Raw genomic sequence first — 20,288 nt, forward strand, 5'->3', positions numbered from 1 at the left:
AGATGTGTATAAGAGACCGACGCCGTGGCGGGACAAACTCAACGGCGTACTGTTCGTCGGCCTGATGGCCGCCGCGGTAATGCAGCTGGCGGACCTGCCCGCGATCCGCCAGTTGGGTTTCTCGCCGCTGGTCGTGGGCATCGTCTGCGGCATGCTCTACGGCAACTTCCTGCGCGGCACCATGCCCGCCGACTGGGGCGCGGGCGTGAACTTCACCGCGCGGCGCCTGCTGCGCATCGCCGTGGCCTTCTACGGCCTGAACATCAGCATCCAGCAGATCGCCGCCGTGGGCCTGCCCGGGCTGGCGGTTTCGGTGGCGGTCGTGGTGGGCACCCTGCTGCTGGGCACCGTGGTGGGCCAGCGCCTGCTGGGCCTGGACCGCGACACCGCCATGCTCACCGCCGCTGGCAGTGCCATCTGCGGCGCCGCCGCCGTGCTGGCCTTCGAGCCCACGCTGCGGGCCGCGCCGCACAAGAGCGCGGTGGCCGTGGCGACCGTAGTGCTGTTCGGCACCTTGTCCATGTTCCTGTACCCGGTGCTCTATCACGCGGGCTGGCTGAACCTCGACACCCAGGCCCTGGGCATCTATATCGGCGGCACCATCCATGAAGTGGCCCAGGTCGTCGGCGCAGCCAGCAATGTCGATCCCGCCACCACCGAAGTCGCCACCATCGTGAAGATGACCCGCGTGGCCCTGCTGGTGCCGGTCCTGCTGATCCTGGGCATGTATCTGCGCAGCGCGGCCTCGCATGCCGGCGGCCAGGGCAAAGGCGCCAAGCTGCCCATTCCCTGGTTCGCGGTGGGATTCCTGGTGCTGGCCATCATCAATTCGCTGAACATCATCCCCGCCGATGCCGTCGCCGCCATCCGCCGCCTGGACGTCTTCGCCCTGACCATGGCCATGACCGCCCTGGGCATCGAAACCCGCTTCGCCCAGATCCGCAAGGCCGGTCCCCGGGTGATGGCGCTGGGCCTGATCCTGTACCTCTGGCTGCTGGTCGGCGGCTACGGCATCGTCAAGCTGGCAGCCTGATCCCCGGCCCGCCGCGCCCAAGGCAGCGGCGGGCTTTGCGCATGCACGCCGCTGTCTCGTTTTTCCTGCATAATCGGCTGGTTCCCTAGCAGTGGAGTCGGCCGCATGACCTCCAGCACCAAAACCCCGTTTACGACTTTGCCCGCCGATCGCGACGCGGTATTGCGCGTCATGCCGATGCCGGCGGACGCGAATATCCACGGGGACGTCTTTGGCGGCTGGATCATGTCCCAGGTCGACATCGCCGGATCCATTCCCGCCGCGCGCCGCGCCGCCGGACGCGTGGCCACCGTGGCGGTCAATGCCTTCCAGTTCAAAGAACCGGTGTTCGTGGGCGACCTGCTCAGCTTCTACGCAGCCATCATCAAGACCGGCACGACGTCGGTCACGGTGTCCGTCGAGGTCTACGCGGAGCGCCAGCGGCTGGACGCCGAGATCGTCAAGGTCACCGAGGCCACGCTGACCTACGTCGCCACCGACGAAGCCCGCCGCCGCCGTCCCCTCCCCACTCTTTGAGCCGTAACGCATGACGCAGTCCGCCGCCGCGCAGAAACCGCCCGCGACGCCCCGCCGCCTCGACCCGGAAGACGCCCAACACGCCCTGGCGGAAGTGCAGGAACGCCTGCGCCGCCAGCAACTGGTTGCCGACCTGGTGCATCGCCAGGAGGAAGGCGACTCCAAGGCCTCGCTGGTCGAGGACCTGGTGCACCGCCAGCACGAGGCCGAACTCAAGACCCTGCTGGACGGATTGCATCCGGCCGACATCGCTTTCATCCTGGAGTCGCTGCCCAAGGACGAACGGCAAGCCATCTGGAAGCTGGTCAGCCCCGAGCACGACGCGGACGTGCTGCTGGAAGTCGAAGACTGGGTGCGGGAATCGCTGATCGAGGCGATGGACCGCCAGGACCTGGTTGCCGCCACCGGCAACATGGACGCCGACGAGCTGGCCGACCTGGCGCCCGACCTGCCGCCCGACGTGGTGGCCGAAGTCCAGAAGGGCCTGACCGAAGAGGAACGCGCACAGCTGCTGGAAGCCATGGGCTATCCGGAAGACAGCGTGGGCGCGATCATGGACTTCGAGATGGTCCGGGTGCGCGAGGACGTCACCCTGGAAGTGGTGCTGCGCTACCTGCGCCGGCTGCACGAACTGCCCGACCACACCGACCAGATCTTCGTGGTGGACCGCCAGGACAAGCTGCAGGGCATCCTGCCGCTGTCCAAGCTGCTGGTCAGCGAGCCCGAAACCGAAGTGCGCGCCGTCATGAACTCGGACTTCCTGACGCTCAACCCCCTGGACTCCGATGCTGACGCCGCCGGCGCCTTCGAACGCTACGACCTGGTCTCCGCGCCCGTCATGGACGACCAGGGCCGCCTGATCGGCCGCGTGACCATCGCCGACGTGGTGGACGTGATGCGCGAAGACTCGCAGGAGCAGGCGCTGTCGCGCGCCGGTCTGCAGGAAGAGGACATCTTCGCGCCGGTGTCCACCGCCCTGCGCAACCGCGCCCCCTGGCTGCTGTTCAACCTCTGTACCGCCGCCACGGCATCCTTCGTGGCCTCCCAGTTCGAAGGCACGGTCAGCCAGATCGTCATTCTGGCGTTCCTGATGTCCATCGTGGCCGGCATCGGCGGCAACTCTGGCAACCAGACCATGACCCTGATCATCCGGGCCCTGGCCATGGGGCGCATCACGGGCCGCAACCTGTGGCAGCTGGTCAAGCGCGAACTCTTCGTCACCCTGATGGTGGGCCTGTGCGGCAGCCTGGTGGCGGCCCTGTTCGCCTGGGTCATCTCGCACTCGGTGTCGATCGCGCTGGTGATGATGGCCGCCATGGTCTGCAACATGCTGGTCGGCGCGTCGGTCGGCGTGCTGGTGCCGATGGTGCGCGCCCGCTTCGGCAAGGATCCTGCGATGGGTTCTTCCGTGCTCCTGACCTTCGCCACCGATTCGCTGGGCTTCTTCATCTTTCTGGGCCTGGCCACGATTTTCCTGCTGTAGTTCGCATACAACAGCAGGAAAAATCCGCTTCCCTCTGGCGACGCCCGCTTGACAGCTAGCTGACAGGGTGAAAGACGACTGTTCCATTACAGTAATGGGATTGTCATCTCCCCCTTTTCAGCGCCCACAATGACCGCAAGATTCCGGGCGGCAATCCTTTGCCTGCTGCTCGCCACCTTCGCCGCCACCGCCCAAGCCTGTGACAGCATGCCCTCATGGGCCAAGTCCGCCTGCAACCGCCTGGACCAGATCTGGACCGAAGGCGGCAATGACCTGTACTTCACCGGTTATTCCTGGCACAACCGGGCCACCTACAGCAAAGAGAAGATCGACAGCTTCAACGAACTGGCCTGGGGCGGCGGCTACGGCCGCAGCATCTACGACGAAGATGGCGACTGGCAAGGCCTGTACGCCATGGCCTTCCTGGATTCGCACAGCAAGATCGAGCCCATCGCGGGCTACGGCTTCCTGAAGATCGGACGCGTCAGTGAAAACGTCCGTCTGGGCGCGGGCTACACCGTCTTCCTGACGGCGCGCCACGACATCATGAGCTATGTGCCGTTTCCCGGCATCCTGCCGCTGGTGAGCGCCAGCTATAAGGACACGATGCTCTACGCGACCTACATCCCTGGGTCAGCTGGCGCGGGCAACGTGCTGTTCATGTTCGGCCGCTGGCACTTCTGACGCACCCCAGGCCTCAGAAGACCTGCCCCAGCCTGCGCACCAGATCGCCCAGGCGCCAATCGTCGATGCCATGCGCGCGCAAGGCTCTCTCGGTTTCCACGACATAGTCCAGGCACGGCCCCGAATGCCCCACGGCATTGCGCACCGACGCCAGCAGACGGTCGTCGCTCAGGCCGGCCGCGTATTCCTGGCAGGCCCGGTTCAGCAGGAACACCAGCCCGCGCACCGGCGCGGCTTCGGTATGGCAGGTGAGCCAGCGCGGCGTGTAGGCGCCAGTGACCATTTCCCGGCGCCACAGCGCCTGGAACACCGCAGGCACGTCGCAGGCGGCAATCTGGAAGGCGACGCCGCGGCAGCAGCCGCCGCGGTCCAGGCCAAACACCAGGCCAGGATTGTCGGGCGAGCCGCGATGGTCGTGCGACCACAGGCACAGGGACCGGTGATAGCCGCGCACAGTCGCCAACCGCCGTTCGCGCCAGGTGAAACCGGGATGCCATATCAGGGAGCCGTAGGCGAACACCCACAGGTCGTCGACGCCGTTCCAGCCGCCCAGCAGGTCATCCACCGAAAGCGCGCGCCGCGAATTTTCCGTACCGGCGCAGCCGGCGGGTACTGCCAACGACATAGGGTCCTCTGATATCCCGATTTGTCCCATGATGGGAGTGGGGAATATCCTACGCCGTAGCCCGCGCAAAAGAATTGCGTGATGGGGGCCGGCCGGCAGGCCGAATGGAATTTGCATCCCCGCCGCCCCCTGCCATGGAAAAAAAATTGCGCGCGGCCGCCTACACCGCGTCCAGCGGCAATTCCGTGGTGCTTTTGATGACTTCCATCGAGAAGCTGGCGCTGACGTCCAGCAGGTCCACGGCGGCGATCAGACGCCGGTAGAAGCGGTCATAGGCCGCCATGTCCTCGACCACGACTTTGAGCAGGTAATCGACGTCGCCCGCCATGCGGTGGAACTCCACCACGTTGGGCAAGGCCATCACGGCATTGATCAGGCTCTGCGTCCATTTCTCGTTGTGCTGGCTGGTCTTGATGGAGACGAAGACCGTCAGGTTCAGGCCCAGCGCGCAGGGATCCAGCAAGATGGCGTTGCGGGCGATGACGCCGTCATCCTTCAGCTTCTGGATGCGGCGCCAGCAAGGGGTGACGGACAGATGCACCTGCTCGGCAATCTCGGCGACCGAACAGGTGGCGTCCTTCTGCAGCAAGGCCAGTATCTTGATGTCCGTCTGGTCCATGGGTTTCCTTGGCTGGATCGGCCCCAATGTTGCCTGTTCCGCCTGCCCGCGTCCAGCCTGCGCCCTCCCGGGGCGCCGGACTTCAGTAGGTCCCGGGGTAGCCGCCGCCGTCGATCAGGATGTTCTGGGCGGTCATGTAGCCGGCCTGCGCGGAACAGACATAGGCGCACAGGGCGCCCAGCTCCTCGGGCTGGCCATAGCGGCCAGCCGGGTTGGCGCGTCCGCGCTCGTCCCAGAGCTGTTCGAAGCTCTTCCCGCCGGATTGCTCCAGCATGCCTTGTATGTGCCTGACCTGCGCATCCGTGGCGAAGGCGCCAGGCAGCAGGTTGTTGATGGTGACGTTGTGGCGCACGGTCTGCCGCGCCAGACCGCTGACGAAGCCGATCAGGCCCGAACGCGCGCCGTTGGACAGGCCCAGCTCGGCGTGCGGCGCCTTCACGCTGCGCGAGACGATGTTCACGATGCGCCCGAAGCGCCGTTCGATCATCCCGTCCACGACCCGCCGGATCATGTCGATGGGCCCCAGCATCATGCTGTCCAGCGCGGCGATCCAGTCGTCGTGGCTCCAGTTGCGGAAATCGCCCGGCAGCGGGCCGTCCGCATTGTTGACCAGGATGTCCGGATGGGGACAGGCGGCCATGGCCGCATCCCTCCCCTGCGCCTGCGTCAGGTCGGCCGACACCCAGCCGACTCCTATCCCGGTCTCATGCGATATCTCGGCCGCGGCCTGCTCCAGCGTGGCCGGGTTACGTGCGGCGATCGTCACCGCCACGCCCTCGCGCGCCAGTTGCAGGGCGCAGGCCCGGCCCATACCGCGGCTGCCGCCGAATACCAGTGCCGTCTTGCCGCTGATCCCCAGATCCATGCCTGACTCCCCTGTCATTGCGCTGCCCGGCGCAGCTTTGCGCCAACGCGGACCAGTATAGGAGCGCGCAGCTGCCGGGCGGAATGGAATTTTTTTCCAATCTGCGGCCCTGGCGCGCCGAATTTGGCAAAGGCATTCCAGCGCAAGCTCCTACCATGGAAGCTCTGCCCGGAGGCCTGCCATGTCTTCCATCCAACTCGCCGGCGGCGACCTGCAATCGCTCTGCGCATCGGTGCAGTCCGCCCAATTGAACGCCGCGCGCGCCCTGCTGCGCGACCTGGTCGCCAGCGTCGCCAACGCCGGCGACATGCTGCAGAACCTGCCCGCGGAACTCCGCGGTGGACGGGCCGAGTCCTACACCCGCCATATCGCCTACGCCGACCCGCATGGCGCCTTTACGATGGCCTACCTTATCTGGCGTCCGGGACAGTTCAGCCCGGTGCATGGCCACAAGACCTGGTGCACCTACCAGGTGCTACAGGGCAAACTCACCGAAACCCACTACCGCTGGGATCAGGAATCCGCCATCGCCCAGGCCTGCGGCACGGTGATCCGCCGCCCTGGCGACATCGTCACCGCGACGCAAGGCCTGCGCCAGATCCACCGTCTGGGCAATGCCGGCCCGGACATCGCCGTATCGCTGCACATCTACGGCGTGGCCCGGGACGACCTGTGCACCGGCGTCAACCACCTGGTCGACAGCGTCAACCCATCCACTGGCTGACCGGCGCGGCCGCGTCCTGCAAGGGCTGCGCCACCACGTCGATCAGCGCCGGGCCGTCATGCTCCATCGCGGCCTTGATGGCGGCATCCAGCTTGGACGGATCCTCGACTCGCCAGGCCTTCACGCCATAAGCCTCGGCGATGCGGGCATGGTCGGTGCGGTTGAAGTCCACGCTGTAGTAGCGCTTGTCGTAGCCCGCCTTCTGGCTGGCCTTGATCCAGCCATAGACGGAGTTCGAGAACACCACCATCAGCAGCGGCGCCTTGTGCCGCACGATGGTTTCCAGTTCGCCCACCGTGAAGCCGAAGCTGCCGTCGCCCATCACCGACACGCACTTGGACTGCGGCCGGCCCACCCAGGCGCCCAGGGCGGCCGACATGGAGAAGCCCAGCGCACCGTGGGCGCGGTTGGTGATGAAGTGCCGGCCGGGGCGCGACACGTCGTAATAGGCGGAAAAATACGGGCAAGGCGTGCCGGGGTCGGCGCAGACCACCGCGTCGTCGGGCAGCAGGCGGTTCAAGGACTGCACCACGCGCTCGGGGCGGATAGGCGCGTCCAGGCTGTGGGCCAGCGGCTCCAGCTGCGCGCGGCGCGCCTCCTTGGCGCGGCCGGCCAGCACCGCGCCGTCGGCGGCGTCGGACGGACGGTGCGCCAGGCGCGCAGCCACCTCCACGCCCAGGGCTTCCAGCGCCAGCTTGGCGTCGCCCACCATGCCGACCTCGGTCAGGTAATTGGCGCCGATCACCATGGGATCGATGTCGATGTGCAGGATGGGCACGTCGCGGTTGGGGAAGCGCCAGTGCTCGGTCGAGGTGGAGCCCGCGCGGCAGCCGACGAACAGCACCACGTCGGCCGCGGCCACCACGTCGCGCGTCGCCATCACGCCGCCGTTGGAGCCGACCACGCCCGCATTCAGGGGATGGGTGTCGGCCAGGCTACCCTGCCCGCTCACGGTCACGCAGACCGCGGCCTTGAGCGATTCAGCCAGCTCCTGCAAGGCGCCGCTGGCGCCGGCGATGACCACGCCGCCGCCGCAGATGATCACCGGCGCCCGCGCGCTGACCAGCCGCTGCGCGGCGCGCGCGACGTCCAGGGGATCCGGCGCGTAGCGCATGGACGGGAAACGCCCGTGCTCGGGCTGGGCCCAGACATCGGACGCGTCCACCTGCTGCTTCATCACGTCGTACGGAAAGCACAGATGGGCCGCGCCAGGCTTGCCGGTGGTCATGGCGCGGAAGGCCGCGCGCACCATGCCGGGAATCTGGTCCGCGCGGTCGATGGTACGGTTCCACTTGGTCAGTGGACGGTACAAGGCTTCCTGGTCCAGCTCGGTCAGCGGGTACTTGCCGCGCGAGCCCACCGCCACGTCCGAGGTGATGCCAAGGACCGGAATGGACGATTCGTTGGCCTCCACCAGCCCGGGCAGCAGATAGGTCGCGCCGCCGCCGCTGGGGCCTTCGCACACGCCGACCTTGCCGGTCACGCGGGCATAGGCATCCGCCATGTAGCCGGCGCTGCGCTCGTCGCGCGTCAGGATGTGCTGCATGCCGTGGTCCAGACGGTACAGCGCGTCATAGAACGGCAGGCTGGTGTCGCCGCACAGGCCGAATATGTGCTTGACGCCGTTGTGCTGCAGCATGCGCACCATGGCTTCGGCGCCGGTCATGTTTTCCATGTCATCTCCACTTGTGTTGCACGCGTCGCGGCCGGGCGCCTCAGCGCCAGGCCGCGAGCCGTTCAGTTGTCCAGATTGATGTTGCTGCTCTTGATGAAGGCGCTCCACCGGTCGTATTCCGACTTCACGTAGGCATCCAGCGCCGGGCCGTCGGAGGCCACGATCTCAAAGCCCGCGTCGGTCACTTTCTTGCGGATTTCCGGGTCGGCCAGTACGGCCTTGAAGTCGGCCGTCAGCTTTTTGACGGTCGCTTCCGGCGTGCCCTTGGGGGCGAACATGCCGCTCCAGGAATAGGCGACAAAGCCGGGGAAGCCGGATTCCGCCACGGTCGGCACGTTGGGCAGATCCGGCAGGCGCTTTTCGCCCGCCACCGCCAGCGGCTTGATCTTGCCGGCCTGGATCTGGCCGCGCAGCGCCGCGAAGCTCAGCCAGGTCATGCTGGCCTGGCCGCCCACCACCGCCTGGATGGCCGGTCCGCCGCCGCCGTACGGCACGTGCAGCAACTCCACCTTCGACAGGCGCTTGAGCTCTTCGGGCGCCAGATGGTTCAGCGAACCCACGCCCGTGGACGCGTAGTTGAACTTGTTGGGCGGCTGCTTGGCGGCCGCGGCCAGGAACTCCTTCAGGTTGTCCCCCGGCACGCCGGGATTGGCGCCCAGCACCAGCGGGAAACGCACCGTCTGCGAAATGGCGACGAAGTCCTTGAACGTGTCGTAGGGCAGCTTGGGCTTCACGGCGGGGTTGATGCCGTGGTTGTCGAAGCTGACCAGCAGCGTGTTGCCGTCGGGTTCGGCGCGCGCCACAAAAGCCGTGGCGATCTGGCTGGCCGCCCCCGGCCGGTTCTCGACCACGACCGCGCGGCCGCCCAATTGCTGAGACAGGCGTGGCTGCAGGATGCGCGCCAGGATGTCGGTGCTGCCTCCGGGCGGATACGGCACGACCAGCACCAGCGGCCGTTCTTCGGCGGCGGCCGGCGCGGCAACGAAGGCTCCCGCCGTGGCGGACAGCATGCATAGCGCAGCCAGTCCGCGCTTTATCCCGTGATTCATAGCTTTTCCCCTGCTCGTATGGTGTTGGCCGGCGCTGCCGTGGCGGGTTCGGCCTGGTCCCGCATGTAAATCGTGGAAAAACCCGTACGTATGACGTCGGTGATCTGGTCCAGGCGGCGGCCGATATGCGCGCTCATCAGTGCCGGCAAAGCGTCGATGTCACGCCGCTCCAGCGCCTCGACGATGCGCAGATGCTCGCCCTGGGTATGACTGCGGCGCCCTTGCAGCATGTCGATCCAGCGCACGAAATGGATGCGGGCGTTGACGCTTTCCAGCGCGCGCACGAACTCCTCGTTGCGCGAATAGCGCGCCAGCGTCAGGTGAAAGGCCTCATCGAGTTCCAGCAGGCGGGTGGCGTCGCTGTCCTCGGGCACGTCGCGCGAACGCTCGACGAATTCCCGCAGGCTTGCCAGCTCCTGGTCGGTGGCGCGCTCGCAGGCCGCGCGCACGATGCCCGCCTCCAACACTGCGCGGTATTCGTAAAGGCTGTGGATCTGCTTGGCGTCGAGCAGGCGGGCGATGAAGCCCCGATTGACCGAGCGGGTCAGGAAACCTTCGACCATCAGCTGGTTCAGCACCTCGCGCAGCGGCGTGCGGCTGACGTTCAGCCTGCGGGCCAGCTCGACCTCGTTGATGCGCTCACCTGGCTTGAATTCGAAGCGCACGGCCATCGCCTTGACCGCGCCATACAGCTCGGCCTGTGCTTCCTTGGTGCGCGCTGCAGGCCGGATTGCGACTGAGGGTTGCGTCATGCCGGATCACCTGGTCGGTTGGATCGTCGGGAATGAACTGCATACTAAAGTGCATACACTTTACCCAACAACCCGGGTTTCCCCGGAAGCGGGCTCTTACCAGCCGCGCTCACCATAATTTTCGGGACAAAAAAAGCCCGCAACGCGGACGTTGCGGGCGATTTTGTCCTTGTCAGCGGCATCTGCCGCCTGGCGCTTACAAGCCGGTATCCAGCGTGTAATGCGCGCCGTCCTTGTTTTCCAGAGTCAGCGTCGACAGCGTAGGCCCCGCCGCTGCGGCATCCTGGCTCACATGGATGCGCAGGTTGGCCAGCGGCACATCCCAGCCACCGCTGGCGGCTTCGGCCTGCACGCCGGCCACCAGCGCCAGGCGCTCGGCAACCGCGCGGGCATCGGGCGCGCGGGCATCGATGCGCAGCAAGCTGCGCGCGCCGTTGGGATGCGCCATGAGTTCGGGCGACCACACGCATTCGGGCGTCAGATGGCGACAGAAATACATGCGGATGCCGGGCAAGGGCTGCTCGGCGAAACGCACGGTGTGGAAACGGGCCTGGACTTCCTGGCCGTCCAGCATGGCGGGGCGGCTCAGTTCCTGGACGGGATTGACGGCAAAACCTGCCGCCAGCAGGCGCTCGCGGGTGGCTTCGGCGTCATGGGTGCGGAACACCAGCGCCTCCAGCCCGAACGGGGAATCAGCGATTTCCTTGCGCGCGGGCGGCGCGCCGGGCGGCCAGCCCAGCAATTCGACGTACGTGCCTTCCAGCACGATCAGGCGGTTGCACGACCCCAGGTTGTGCACCGCCTTGTCGCTCAGATGAAAACCCTGGCGTTCGAAATGCGGGGCCAGCGCATCCAGCCGGTCGCGCACCATGACCACGGCATGGTCGAATTCTGTGCGGCCGACGGAATGCAGCATCATGGCTCCTGGATCAGACGAGCTTGCCGTGGCACTGCTTGTACTTCTTGCCGCTGCCGCAAGGGCACGGGTCGTTGCGGCCGACCTTGGGCAAGGCATTGCGCACGGGCTGCGCACCGCTTTCCGGTTCAGACTGGGTCAGCGCTTCGTCGTAGTCGGAATGGTGGTATTGCACGTTCTGCACGTGCGGCTGCGCCGCTTCGGCTTCGGCCTGTTCGACCTGCTCCTGCGACTGCACGCGCACCGTCATCAGCACCCGGACCACGTCGTCGCGGATGCGATCCAGCATGCCCGAGAACAGCTCGAAGGCTTCGCGCTTGTATTCCTGCTTGGGGTTCTTCTGCGCATAACCGCGCAGATGGATGCCCTGGCGCAGGTAGTCCAGCGCCGACAGGTGTTCGCGCCAGTGCGTGTCGATCGCCTGCAGCATGATCGAACGCTCGAACTGCGACCACGATTCCGTGCCCACCTGGTCGACCTTGGCCTGATAGGCCTCGCGCGCGGCGCTCACCACGCGTTCGCGCAGGTCGTCGTCGGTCAGGTTGGTTTCCTTTTCCAGCATTTCCGTCAGCGGCAGCTGCACATGCCAGTCAGCCTCCAGCGCCTTCTGCAGCGCCGGCACATCCCACTGTTCTTCCACCGATTCCGGCGGCACGTAGGTGTTGAACATCTCGGTCACGGCGGCGTCGCGCAGGTTCTGCACGGTGGCGCCCACGCTGGCGGCTTCCAGCACGTCATTGCGCTGCGAATACAGCACCTTGCGCTGGTCGTTGGCGACGTCGTCGTATTCCAGCAATTGCTTGCGGATGTCGAAGTTGCGGCCTTCCACCTTGCGTTGCGCGGTCTCGATCGAACGCGTCACCATGCCGGCCTCGATGGGTTCGCCCTCGGGCAGCTTCAGGCGTTCCATGATGGCGCGCACGCGGTCGCCCGCGAAGATGCGCATCAGCGAGTCTTCCAGCGACAGGTAGAAGCGCGACGAGCCCGGATCGCCCTGACGGCCCGCGCGTCCGCGCAACTGGTTGTCGATACGGCGCGATTCGTGGCGTTCGGTGCCGATGATGCGCAGGCCGCCAGCGGCCTTGACCTGCTCGTTCAGCGGCTTCCATTCGGCGCGCACCTTTTCGATGCGGGCGCTCTTCTCGGCATCGGACAGCGATTCGTCGGCGCGGATCAGATCGACCTGCTTGTCGACGCTGCCGCCCAGCACGATGTCGGTGCCGCGGCCCGCCATGTTGGTGGCGATGGTGATGTGGCCAGGCTTGCCGGCCTCGGCGACGATCTCGGCTTCACGGGCGTGCTGCTTGGCGTTCAGCACTTCGTGCGGCAGCTTGGCTTTCTTCAGCAGGCCCGACAGCAGCTCGGAGTTCTCGATGCTGGTGGTACCCACCAGCACCGGCTGGCCGCGTTCGTGGCAGTCGCGGATGTCTTCGAGGATGGCGTTGTACTTTTCGCCGTCGGTCTTGAAGACCTGGTCGTTCTGGTCCTTGCGGACCATGGGCTTGTTGGTCGGGATGATGACCGTTTCGAGCCCGTAGATTTCCTGGAATTCGTAGGCTTCCGTGTCGGCCGTGCCGGTCATGCCGGACAGCTTTTCGTACATGCGGAAGTAATTCTGGAACGTGATCGACGCCAGCGTCTGGTTCTCGTGCTGGATCTTCACGCCTTCCTTGGCCTCGACCGCCTGGTGCAGGCCGTCGGACCAGCGGCGGCCCACCATCAGGCGGCCGGTGAATTCGTCGACGATGACCACTTCGCCGTCCTGCACCACGTACTGCTGGTCGCGGAAGAACAGCGTGTTGGCGCGCAGCGCCACCATCAGGTGGTGCATCAGCGCGATATGGCGCGGGTCGTACAGCGATTCGCCTTCCGGCAGGATGCCCAGGCGCGACAGGATGCCTTCGGCGTTTTCGTGCCCGGCTTCGGACAGGTAGACCTGCTGGCTCTTTTCGTCGACCCAGTAGTCGCCTTCGGGTTCCGGCTCCTGCGGCTTCGGCTCATGCGCCATGCGCTTGAGCAGCGGCGGCACCGCGTTCATGCGGACGTAGAGTTCGGTATGGTCTTCGGCCTGGCCGGAGATGATCAGCGGGGTACGGGCTTCGTCGATCAGGATCGAGTCCACTTCGTCGACGATGGCGTAGAACAGGCCGCGCTGGCGACGGTCTTCAACACGGTATTCCATGTTGTCGCGCAGGTAGTCGAAGCCGAATTCGTTATTGGTGCCGTAGGTGATGTCGGCCTGGTAGGCCGCCTTCTTTTCCTCGTTGGGCTGCTGCGGCACCACCACGCCCGTGCTCAGGCCCAGGAAGTGGTACAGGCGCCCCATCCATTCGGCGTCGCGGCGCGCCAGGTAGTCGTTCACCGTGACCACGTGCACGCCCTTGCCGGCGATCGCGTTCAGGTAGACCGGCAGCGTTGCCATCAGGGTCTTGCCTTCGCCCGTGCGCATTTCGGCGATCTTGCCGCTGTGCAGGGCGATGCCGCCCAGCATCTGCACGTCGAAGTGGCGCATGCCGAACACCCGCTTGCCGGCTTCGCGAACAACCGCGAAGGCTTCGGGCAGCAGATCGTCCAGGGACGTACCCTGGGCGTGACGGGACCGGAATTCCTCGGTTTTGGCCGCCAGCTCCGCGTCGGAAAGCGCGGAGATCTTGGGTTCGAGCCCATTGATCTGGGTTACCAGCTTGCGATACTGCTTAAGCAGCCGGTCGTTGCGGCTGCCTATGAGTTTTTTGAGCAGAGAAACCATGCGTATGTCGGCCGCACGAGCCACGCCGCGCCCACGAAAGGCCGGAGCAGCGTCACCCGTGACTTGATGTTATTGGTTGAGCGGGGGTCCGCTGGAAAACGAACCAGTTTAACGCACATGGAGCGCAATAGCCTGAACCTATGGCCAGGGTAGCGCTGCCGGCCGGTTTGACCGGCGCGGGCCGCCCAGGTTCACTGGGCGGCGTGGGCCACCGTGGAAGGCGGTGCGGTCTGGTGCGGCCCCAGGAACAGGCGCGGGTCCAGCGGCTGTCCCGCCAGACGGACTTCGAAGTGCAAATGCGGCCCCGTGGAACGGCCGGAGCTGCCCACGCGGGCCACTTGCTGGCCGCGTTCGACGAGCTGCCCCTGCTTCACCATCAGGGAGGAAGCGTGGGCGTAGCGGGTGATCAGGCCGTCGCCATGATCGATCTCGACCATGTTGCCGTAGCCCGGCTGGAACTTGGACTCCAGCACCACGCCACCCGAGGCCGCCAGGATGGGCGTACCCGGAGGCGCGGCGAAATCCAGGCCTTCGTGCATGGCGCTGCGGCCGGTCACGGGGTTGCGGCGCCAGCCATACGACGAACTGAGGTAGGGATAATCGGTGATCGGCATCGCGGTCGGCATGCGCGCCTGGTCCGCCGACCGCTTGGTCAGCGCCGCGTCCAGCAGTTTCAGATTGTCGGACTGCTGGGCCAGCCTGGCCTGGATCTCGTCGAGCTGGCGGCCCAGCGCCTCGGCCGAGGCCGCGCTGGGCGGCGGGTGGTCGGTGAACAGATCGTCCATGACCTGGGTGGCTTCGGGCTGGGTCAGCGCCTCGGGTTGCGCCACGGCCAGCTGCTTGGCCAATTCGGGGTCGGTATAGGCCACGCCGGCCACCTTGGCCACGCGCTGGCCCAAGCCGTCGATGCTCACCAGCTTGGCCTGCAACGCACCGACCTTGGCGGCCAGCAGATTCATGTTGCCGCGCAGGAAATCGGCATCGCGCCCGGGTTGGCCCGCCAGGGGCCAGCCCACGGCATGTACGGCCGGCAGGATCGGAGTAAGGTATCGTTGTAATGCGGCGCCAAAGATGGCGGCCGTGATCAAGGCGCCCCCCAGAAACAGCGCGAGGCGCGCGCCGCCCAGGGTGAAATGCCCGTCCTGCCCGTCGCGGGCGTGCATAATCACGATTTTCAAGGTTTGCTTCCTAATTCTTAGAGCCGGGATGAATAGACCCACTTCATACCGTCAACGTTCCAGTTCCAGCCGGCGGAAAGAAGATACCGCCCTGGGATGGCTGGGTCATGACATGCGGGGCGCCGGAGTTCTGGCGACCGCCCGCAAGCACCTGCAAATTCAGTACGCGGTGGCGGCGGTTCTGCCCGCCCCGCTGGGCGCCGTATGCCAGGTGGGCAAGCTGGAAAACCAGTGCCTCCACCTGGTGGTGCCGAGTGCCGCGCATGCGGCCAAGATGCGTCAATTGGCACCGCGCATCGCGCGGTCCCTGGCAGACCAAGGCTGGAACCTTAACGAAATCGCCGTCAAGGTACAAGCGGGTTTGCCCAAGCCCGGCGCCCGTCAGCCGCGCCCTCCCAAAGAGGCGCAACCGCTGGGCAATACCGCCCTGGGCGCGTTCGAGACACTGCACGGCAACCTGCGGCCCGGTCCTCTGGCCGACGCGGTCGCCAAGCTCTTGAAGCATCACAAGAGTAGCTGAAGCCGGCAGGGTTGTCCTTGATCCGGCCCACCCGGAAACGAAGCGAAACCAAGTTCTCGGACGGATCGATACTATGGTTTGCCGCCGGTTTGCGCCTTAAGCGCTAGGGGATGACGACCGCAGCCATCCGTCGGGAACCGCACCGGGGAATTACCGCGAACGATCAGGAATCAAGCAAGAACCCCGTCGCGCAAGATGATAGCGCGGGCGCCGCGGAGCCGGCTTTGCCGGTCCGCCAGCGCCGCCCCCTCAGGGGGCCCGCGTCAGGGGGTTGGGGATGGGCCTGGCCTTGCCGCTCAGGCCAGCTTCCACTCGTGGCGGAACGCCTGCGGCGCCTCCGCCTGCGATTCGTAGGTGATCAGTTCCCAGGCATCGCGCTGCTCCAGCAGCGCGCGGGCCAGCTGGTTGTTCAGGCCGTGGCCCGACTTGCACGCGACATAGCGCGCCACCAGGGGCTTGCCCAGCAGATACAGGTCGCCGATGGCGTCCAGGATCTTGTGTTTTACAAATTCGTCGTCGTAGCGCAGACCGTCGCTGTTGAGCACGCGGTACTCGTCCATGACGATGGCGTTGTCCAGGCTGCCGCCGCGGGCCAGGCCCATGGAGCGCAAGGCCTCGACTTCGTTGACGAAACCGAAGGTGCGCGCGCGGGCGATTTCACGCACGTACGAATGCGTGGCGAAATCGATCTCGGCGAAATTGGCCGTGGAGTCGATGGCGGGGTGGCGGAAATCAATCGAAAACGCCAGCGCATAGCCTTCGTGCGGTTCCAGCCGGGCCCACTTCTCGTTGCGGCCTTCGCCTTCGCGCACTTCCACCGGCTTCAGGACGCGGATGAATTGCTTGGGCGCGTTCTGTTCGACGATGCCTGCCGAGCGCAGCAGGTAGACAAACGTGGCCGCACTGCCGTCCATGATGGGGACTTCTTCGGCAGTGAGGTCGATATGCAGGTTGTCGATGCCCAAGCCGGCCAGCGCCGACATCAGGTGTTCCACCGTCGACACGCGGACATTGCCTTGCTGCAGCACCGATGCCATGCGCGTGTCGCCCACGCCCGTGGCCTGCGCGGGCAGGTCCACGACCTGCGGCAGGTCGACGCGGTGGAAAACGATGCCCGTATTCGGTTGTGCCGGGCGCAAGGTGAGCTCGACCCGCCGTCCGGAGTGGACGCCGACGCCTGTCGTGCGGACGAGATTTTGAATGCTGCGCTGTCGGAACATGAGACTTGGGTGTTTTGAGCCAGGAAGCCGGCAAGAAGACGAGCAGATTGCCGGCGTAACTGACGTATTGTAACTCTGTCCGATCCCTGGCGCCATTTGGCGTCCGGACCGACCGATACCTCCGTCCCTTATTGAAACCGTGCAAGGGAAACACGGACCGCTCCGCCTCCGGCCTGCCTGTGGGGACAGGCAAGCCGGAGATGAGGGAGTGCGTTTAGAGCCCGAAACGGGCTCTCAGGTTCAATCCGCCTGCTTGCGCAGGAATGCCGGGATGTCGAAATGATCCATGCCCGAGCTTTCCAGAGCACGCACCTGGGCCGACGCCTGGCTGCGCGGATTGCGCATGACAGACGGCATGTCCAGGTTGCGGTAATCGCCTTGACCGCCAGCCGGCATCGCGCCCATGGGCATGTTGTCGGTGCCGGTACGCAGCACTTCAGCGGTGTTCTGCACCAGCTGCGGACGCGCTTGCGCACGGCCCAGGCCGGTCGCAACCACGGTCACGCGCAGGTTTTCGCCCATGGACTCGTCATAGGCGGTGCCGAAGATCACGGTCGCGTCGTCCGAAGCGTAGCTGCGGATCGTTTCCATGATTTCGCGCGTTTCGCGCATCTTCAGCGAGCGGCTGGCGGTGATGTTGACCAGCACGCCGCGAGCGCCGTTCAGGTCCACGCCTTCCAGCAGCGGGCAAGCAATCGCGTGCTCGGCAGCCACGCGGGCGCGGTCTGCGCCCGAAGCCGACGCCGTGCCCATCATGGCCTGGCCCTGCTCGCCCATGATCGTCTTGACGTCTTCGAAGTCGACGTTGACGTTGCCTTCGACGTTGATGATTTCGGCGATGCCCGCGCAAGCGTTGTGCAGGATGTCGTCGGCCGAACGGAAGCAGTCTTCCTGCGTCGCGTCCTCGTCCATCAGTTCATAGAGGTTCTCGTTGAGCACCACGATGAGCGAATGCACGTGCTTGGCCAGTTCCGAGATACCGTCCTCGGCCATCTTCAGGCGCTTGTTGCCTTCGAAGGTGAAAGGCTTGGTGACCACGCCCACGGTCAGGATGCCCAGTTCCTTGGCGACTTCGGCCACGACCGGACCTGCGCCGGTGCCGGTGCCACCGCCCATGCCGGCGGTGATGAAGACCATGTGCGCGCCGTTCAGCGCGGCACGGATCTCCTCGCGCGCGGTCTCAGCCGACGCGCGTCCCTGCTCGGGCTTGGCGCCCGCGCCCAGGCCGGTGCGGCCCAGACGGATCTGCACCGGGGCGTTGGTCGCCGCCAGTGCCTGCGCATCGGTGTTGGCGCAGATGAAATCCACGCCGTGCACACCGCTGCGAATCATGTGCGCCACGGCATTGCCGCCCGCACCGCCCACACCAACGACCTTGATAACGGTCCCTTTGGTGTTGTTCTCAAGCATCTCAAAGTTCATCATGATGACTCCCTCACAAGTCCGATTTCGCAAATCACAAAAATTCCCCAACCAACCTATGTTTTGTGAATCGCCTCAAACTCGTCGCCGGACGGGCCCGCAACGGGTTTGAAGCGCCTCCCCTCTTCTGGCCCGGTCCGCAATACCGCTGCGAACCGCACCAAGGACAGGCCCCAACCTGCCCTTTACAACTCAGTTCATGAACCATTCCTTCATGCGCGCCAGCAGGCTCTTGAAGTTGCCTGTCTGGGCGGCGACCTTGCGGCCGCGCACGCGCTGCATTCTTGCTTCCTGCAACAAGCCCATCACCGTCGAGAAGCGCGGATTGCGCATCACGTCGGCCAGGCTGCCTTCGTATTCGGGCACAGCCACGCGCACCGGCTTGAGGAACACGTCCTCCGCCAGTTCGATCATGCCGGGCAACTGCGCCGAACCGCCGGTCAGGACCACGCCGGAAGCCAGCAGGTCCTCGTAGCCGGAGTCGCGCACGACCTGCTGCACCAGCGTGAACAGTTCTTCGACGCGCGGCTCGATCACGGCGCCCAGCGCCTGGCGCTTGACCTGGCGCGGGCCGCGGTCGCCCAGGCCGGGCACTTCCACGGATTCGTCTGGGCTGGCCAGCACCTGCTTGGCCACGCCGTAGCGCAGCTTGATTTCCTCGGCATCGGGCGTCGGCGTGCGCAGCATCGCGGCGATGTCGTTGGTGATCTGGTCGCCGGCGATGGGCAACACGGCGGTATGGCGGATCGCGCCGCCGGTGAAGATGGCCACGTCGGTGGTGCCGCCGCCGATGTCGACCAGCACGACGCCGAGTTCCTTTTCATCGGCGGTCAGCACGGCCAGGCTCGAGGCCAGGGGCTGCAGGATCAGGTCCTGCACTTCCAGGCCGCAGCGGCGCACGCACTTCACGATGTTCTGGGCGGCGCTGACCGCGCCGGTCACGATGTGCACGCGCACTTCCAGGCGCAGGCCGCTCATGCCGATGGGCTCGCGGATGTCTTCCTGGCCGTCGACGATGAACTCCTGCGTCAGCACGTGCAGCACCTGCTGGTCGGTCGGGATGTTCACCGCCTTGGCGGTCTCGATGACGCGGGCAACGTCGGTGGCGGTGACTTCCTTGTCCTTCACGGCGACCATGCCGCTGGAATTGAAGCTGCGGATATGGCTGCCGGCAATGCCGGTGTAGACGTCGCGAATCTTGCAATCTGCCATCAGCTCGGCTTCTTCAAGCGCGCGCTGAATGGAATTCACAGTGGTCTCGATATTGACGACCACGCCCTTGCGCATGCCGCGCGATTCGTGCTGGCCGAGGCCCAGCACTTCGAATCGCCCTTCAGGCAAAATTTCAGCCACCACAGCCACCACCTTGCTGGTGCCGATATCGAGGGCGACGATAAGGTCCTTGATGTCACGGGTCATGGCGTTAGCGTTTCTTGGGAGGTTTCGGTATGGATTTGGATTTGGTTTCCGACGGCGGCAACGGGGCCAGCGCCAGGGCGAAACCATTGGGATAGCGCAAATCGGCCTGCGTCACGGTGCGCCCTTCCAGGCGCCCCGCCACGGCGGGCCACGCCTGCACAAAACGTTGAATGCGGGCCGCGAACGGCAGAGCGCCGGGCAGGCCATGCGGATCCGGCGCATCGGCGCCCGGATCGCGGCCCAGGTCCAGCGACATGCCGTTGGACAACACCACGCGCCAGGCGTAGCGCGGACTCAGGTCCAGCTGCGTGACGTGCATGTCCAGCGGGGCGAACCAGCGCGCCAATTCGGCGTAGCGCTGCACGACCAGCGACTCGGTGCCTTCCGGACCGGAGAACTGCGGCAGAACGGTCTCGTCGTCCACCTCGCCCGTGTTGGCCGTGAACGCCTCGCCCCAGGTGTTGATCATCTGGTTCTCGTTCCACAACGCCAGGGGCTGCTGTTCCTCGATCCGCACGCGCAACACATTGGGCCAGATCCGCCGCACGGTGGCGTGCCGGACCCACGGCACCGATTCGAAGATCTCGCGCGCTTCGTCCAGGTCCACCGTGAAGAAATTGCCCTTGAAGCGGCCCGCGATCGCCGATCGCACCGCCCCCGTGGACACGTAGTGCAGCTCGGTGTCCGGCATCGATTCCAGCTCGATGGCCTGCAGCGTGAAGAACGGGCGTTGCGCCACCCACACCACACCCGCGACGAGCATGGCGCAAACCGCCAGCACGGCCAGCGTGTTGGCGATCAGGTTGGTGGTGCGAGCGTCGTTCCACACAGAGTATCCG

Annotated in this window: 19 protein-coding genes; 6 read left to right on the top strand and 13 right to left on the bottom strand. The window is 65.8% G+C overall.

The genetic code is table 11. The features are described from left to right. Positions 1–4: 4 nt before the first annotated feature. From DXK93_RS03575 to pagP, 4 genes are all read left to right on the top strand, one after another. A complete protein-coding gene (locus tag DXK93_RS03575; RefSeq protein ID WP_119449384.1) occupies positions 5–1,033 on the top strand; it encodes a YeiH family protein in 1,029 nt (342 codons plus the stop codon). Positions 1,034–1,138: 105 nt separating this feature from the next. Next, the gene (locus DXK93_RS03580) at positions 1,139–1,549 is read left to right on the top strand and encodes an acyl-CoA thioesterase (RefSeq protein WP_054457585.1); all 411 of its coding nucleotides are present in this window, start codon (positions 1,139–1,141) and stop codon (positions 1,547–1,549) included. Between the two features lie 10 nt (positions 1,550–1,559). Next, on the top strand, positions 1,560–3,032 hold the full coding sequence (mgtE, locus tag DXK93_RS03585) for a magnesium transporter (protein ID WP_054457586.1): 1,473 nt from the start codon (positions 1,560–1,562) through the stop codon (positions 3,030–3,032). Positions 3,033–3,161: 129 nt separating this feature from the next. After that, positions 3,162–3,716 (top strand): lipid IV(A) palmitoyltransferase PagP, encoded by a 555-nt coding sequence (gene pagP, locus DXK93_RS03590; protein WP_054457587.1) that lies wholly within the window; start codon positions 3,162–3,164, stop codon positions 3,714–3,716. Between the two features lie 13 nt (positions 3,717–3,729). Here pagP and DXK93_RS03595 read toward each other — a convergent pair whose 3' ends face one another. From DXK93_RS03595 to DXK93_RS03605, 3 genes are all read right to left on the bottom strand, one after another. Then, complete coding sequence (locus DXK93_RS03595) at positions 3,730–4,341, bottom strand: gamma-glutamylcyclotransferase (RefSeq protein WP_054457588.1); 612 nt, start codon at positions 4,339–4,341, stop codon at positions 3,730–3,732. Between the two features lie 160 nt (positions 4,342–4,501). Next, positions 4,502–4,960, bottom strand: a complete 459-nt coding sequence (locus tag DXK93_RS03600; protein WP_042796425.1) for an Lrp/AsnC family transcriptional regulator — start codon at positions 4,958–4,960, stop codon at positions 4,502–4,504. Between the two features lie 82 nt (positions 4,961–5,042). Then, a complete protein-coding gene (locus DXK93_RS03605) occupies positions 5,043–5,825 on the bottom strand; it encodes an SDR family oxidoreductase (RefSeq protein WP_119449375.1) in 783 nt (260 codons plus the stop codon). A gap of 181 nt (positions 5,826–6,006) precedes the next feature. Here DXK93_RS03605 and DXK93_RS03610 point away from each other — a divergent pair, with 181 nt between their 5' ends. Beyond that, positions 6,007–6,549 (top strand): cysteine dioxygenase family protein, encoded by a 543-nt coding sequence (locus DXK93_RS03610; protein ID WP_119449376.1) that lies wholly within the window; start codon positions 6,007–6,009, stop codon positions 6,547–6,549. On the opposite strand, the gene DXK93_RS03615 is transcribed toward DXK93_RS03610, so the two are convergent. The 6 genes from DXK93_RS03615 to DXK93_RS03640 form a co-directional block, all read right to left on the bottom strand. Next, positions 6,530–8,224 (bottom strand): thiamine pyrophosphate-binding protein, encoded by a 1,695-nt coding sequence (locus DXK93_RS03615; RefSeq protein ID WP_082401227.1) that lies wholly within the window; start codon positions 8,222–8,224, stop codon positions 6,530–6,532. The genes DXK93_RS03610 and DXK93_RS03615 overlap by 20 nt on opposite strands. 62 nt (positions 8,225–8,286) lie before the next feature. Continuing rightward, positions 8,287–9,273, bottom strand: coding sequence for a tripartite tricarboxylate transporter substrate binding protein (locus DXK93_RS03620; protein ID WP_119449377.1), 987 nt, complete (start codon positions 9,271–9,273; stop codon positions 8,287–8,289). Beyond that, positions 9,270–10,025 carry a GntR family transcriptional regulator gene (locus DXK93_RS03625; protein ID WP_119449378.1) on the bottom strand — a complete coding sequence of 252 codons (756 nt, stop codon included), beginning with the start codon at positions 10,023–10,025 and terminating at the stop codon, positions 9,270–9,272. Before DXK93_RS03625 ends, DXK93_RS03620 begins: the two co-directional genes overlap by 4 nt. A 196-nt stretch (positions 10,026–10,221) precedes the next feature. Further along, on the bottom strand, positions 10,222–10,941 hold the full coding sequence (locus DXK93_RS03630) for a VOC family protein (protein ID WP_054457594.1): 720 nt from the start codon (positions 10,939–10,941) through the stop codon (positions 10,222–10,224). Positions 10,942–10,954: 13 nt separating this feature from the next. Continuing rightward, a complete protein-coding gene (gene secA, locus DXK93_RS03635) occupies positions 10,955–13,690 on the bottom strand; it encodes a preprotein translocase subunit SecA (protein ID WP_119449379.1) in 2,736 nt (911 codons plus the stop codon). 191 nt (positions 13,691–13,881) lie between these two features. Beyond that, a complete protein-coding gene (locus DXK93_RS03640) occupies positions 13,882–14,853 on the bottom strand; it encodes a M23 family metallopeptidase (protein ID WP_054457596.1) in 972 nt (323 codons plus the stop codon). Between the two features lie 127 nt (positions 14,854–14,980). Between DXK93_RS03640 and DXK93_RS03645 the strand changes: the two genes are divergently transcribed. Further along, positions 14,981–15,388: a DciA family protein gene (locus DXK93_RS03645; protein ID WP_082401228.1), complete on the top strand. Its 408-nt coding sequence runs from the start codon at positions 14,981–14,983 to the stop codon at positions 15,386–15,388. A 296-nt stretch (positions 15,389–15,684) separates the two neighbouring features. Here the strand turns inward: DXK93_RS03645 and lpxC are convergent, their stop codons facing one another. The 4 genes from lpxC to DXK93_RS03665 all read right to left on the bottom strand — a co-directional run bounded on the left by lpxC (position 15,685) and on the right by DXK93_RS03665 (position 20,278). Continuing rightward, positions 15,685–16,608, bottom strand: coding sequence for a UDP-3-O-acyl-N-acetylglucosamine deacetylase (gene lpxC, locus DXK93_RS03650; protein WP_008160097.1), 924 nt, complete (start codon positions 16,606–16,608; stop codon positions 15,685–15,687). 240 nt (positions 16,609–16,848) lie between these two features. Further along, entirely contained in the window at positions 16,849–18,033 is a 1,185-nt protein-coding gene (gene ftsZ / locus DXK93_RS03655; protein ID WP_054457598.1) for a cell division protein FtsZ, read from the bottom strand. Between the two features lie 189 nt (positions 18,034–18,222). Continuing rightward, positions 18,223–19,449, bottom strand: a complete 1,227-nt coding sequence (ftsA, locus tag DXK93_RS03660; protein WP_006217473.1) for a cell division protein FtsA — start codon at positions 19,447–19,449, stop codon at positions 18,223–18,225. Positions 19,450–19,453: 4 nt separating this feature from the next. After that, positions 19,454–20,278 (bottom strand): cell division protein FtsQ/DivIB, encoded by an 825-nt coding sequence (locus DXK93_RS03665; protein ID WP_054457599.1) that lies wholly within the window; start codon positions 20,276–20,278, stop codon positions 19,454–19,456. Positions 20,279–20,288 lie beyond the last annotated feature (10 nt).

Origin of the sequence: Achromobacter sp. K91, from assembly GCF_003576205.1 — a bacterium.
Classification (GTDB): Bacteria; Pseudomonadota; Gammaproteobacteria; order Burkholderiales; family Burkholderiaceae_B; genus Achromobacter; species Achromobacter aegrifaciens.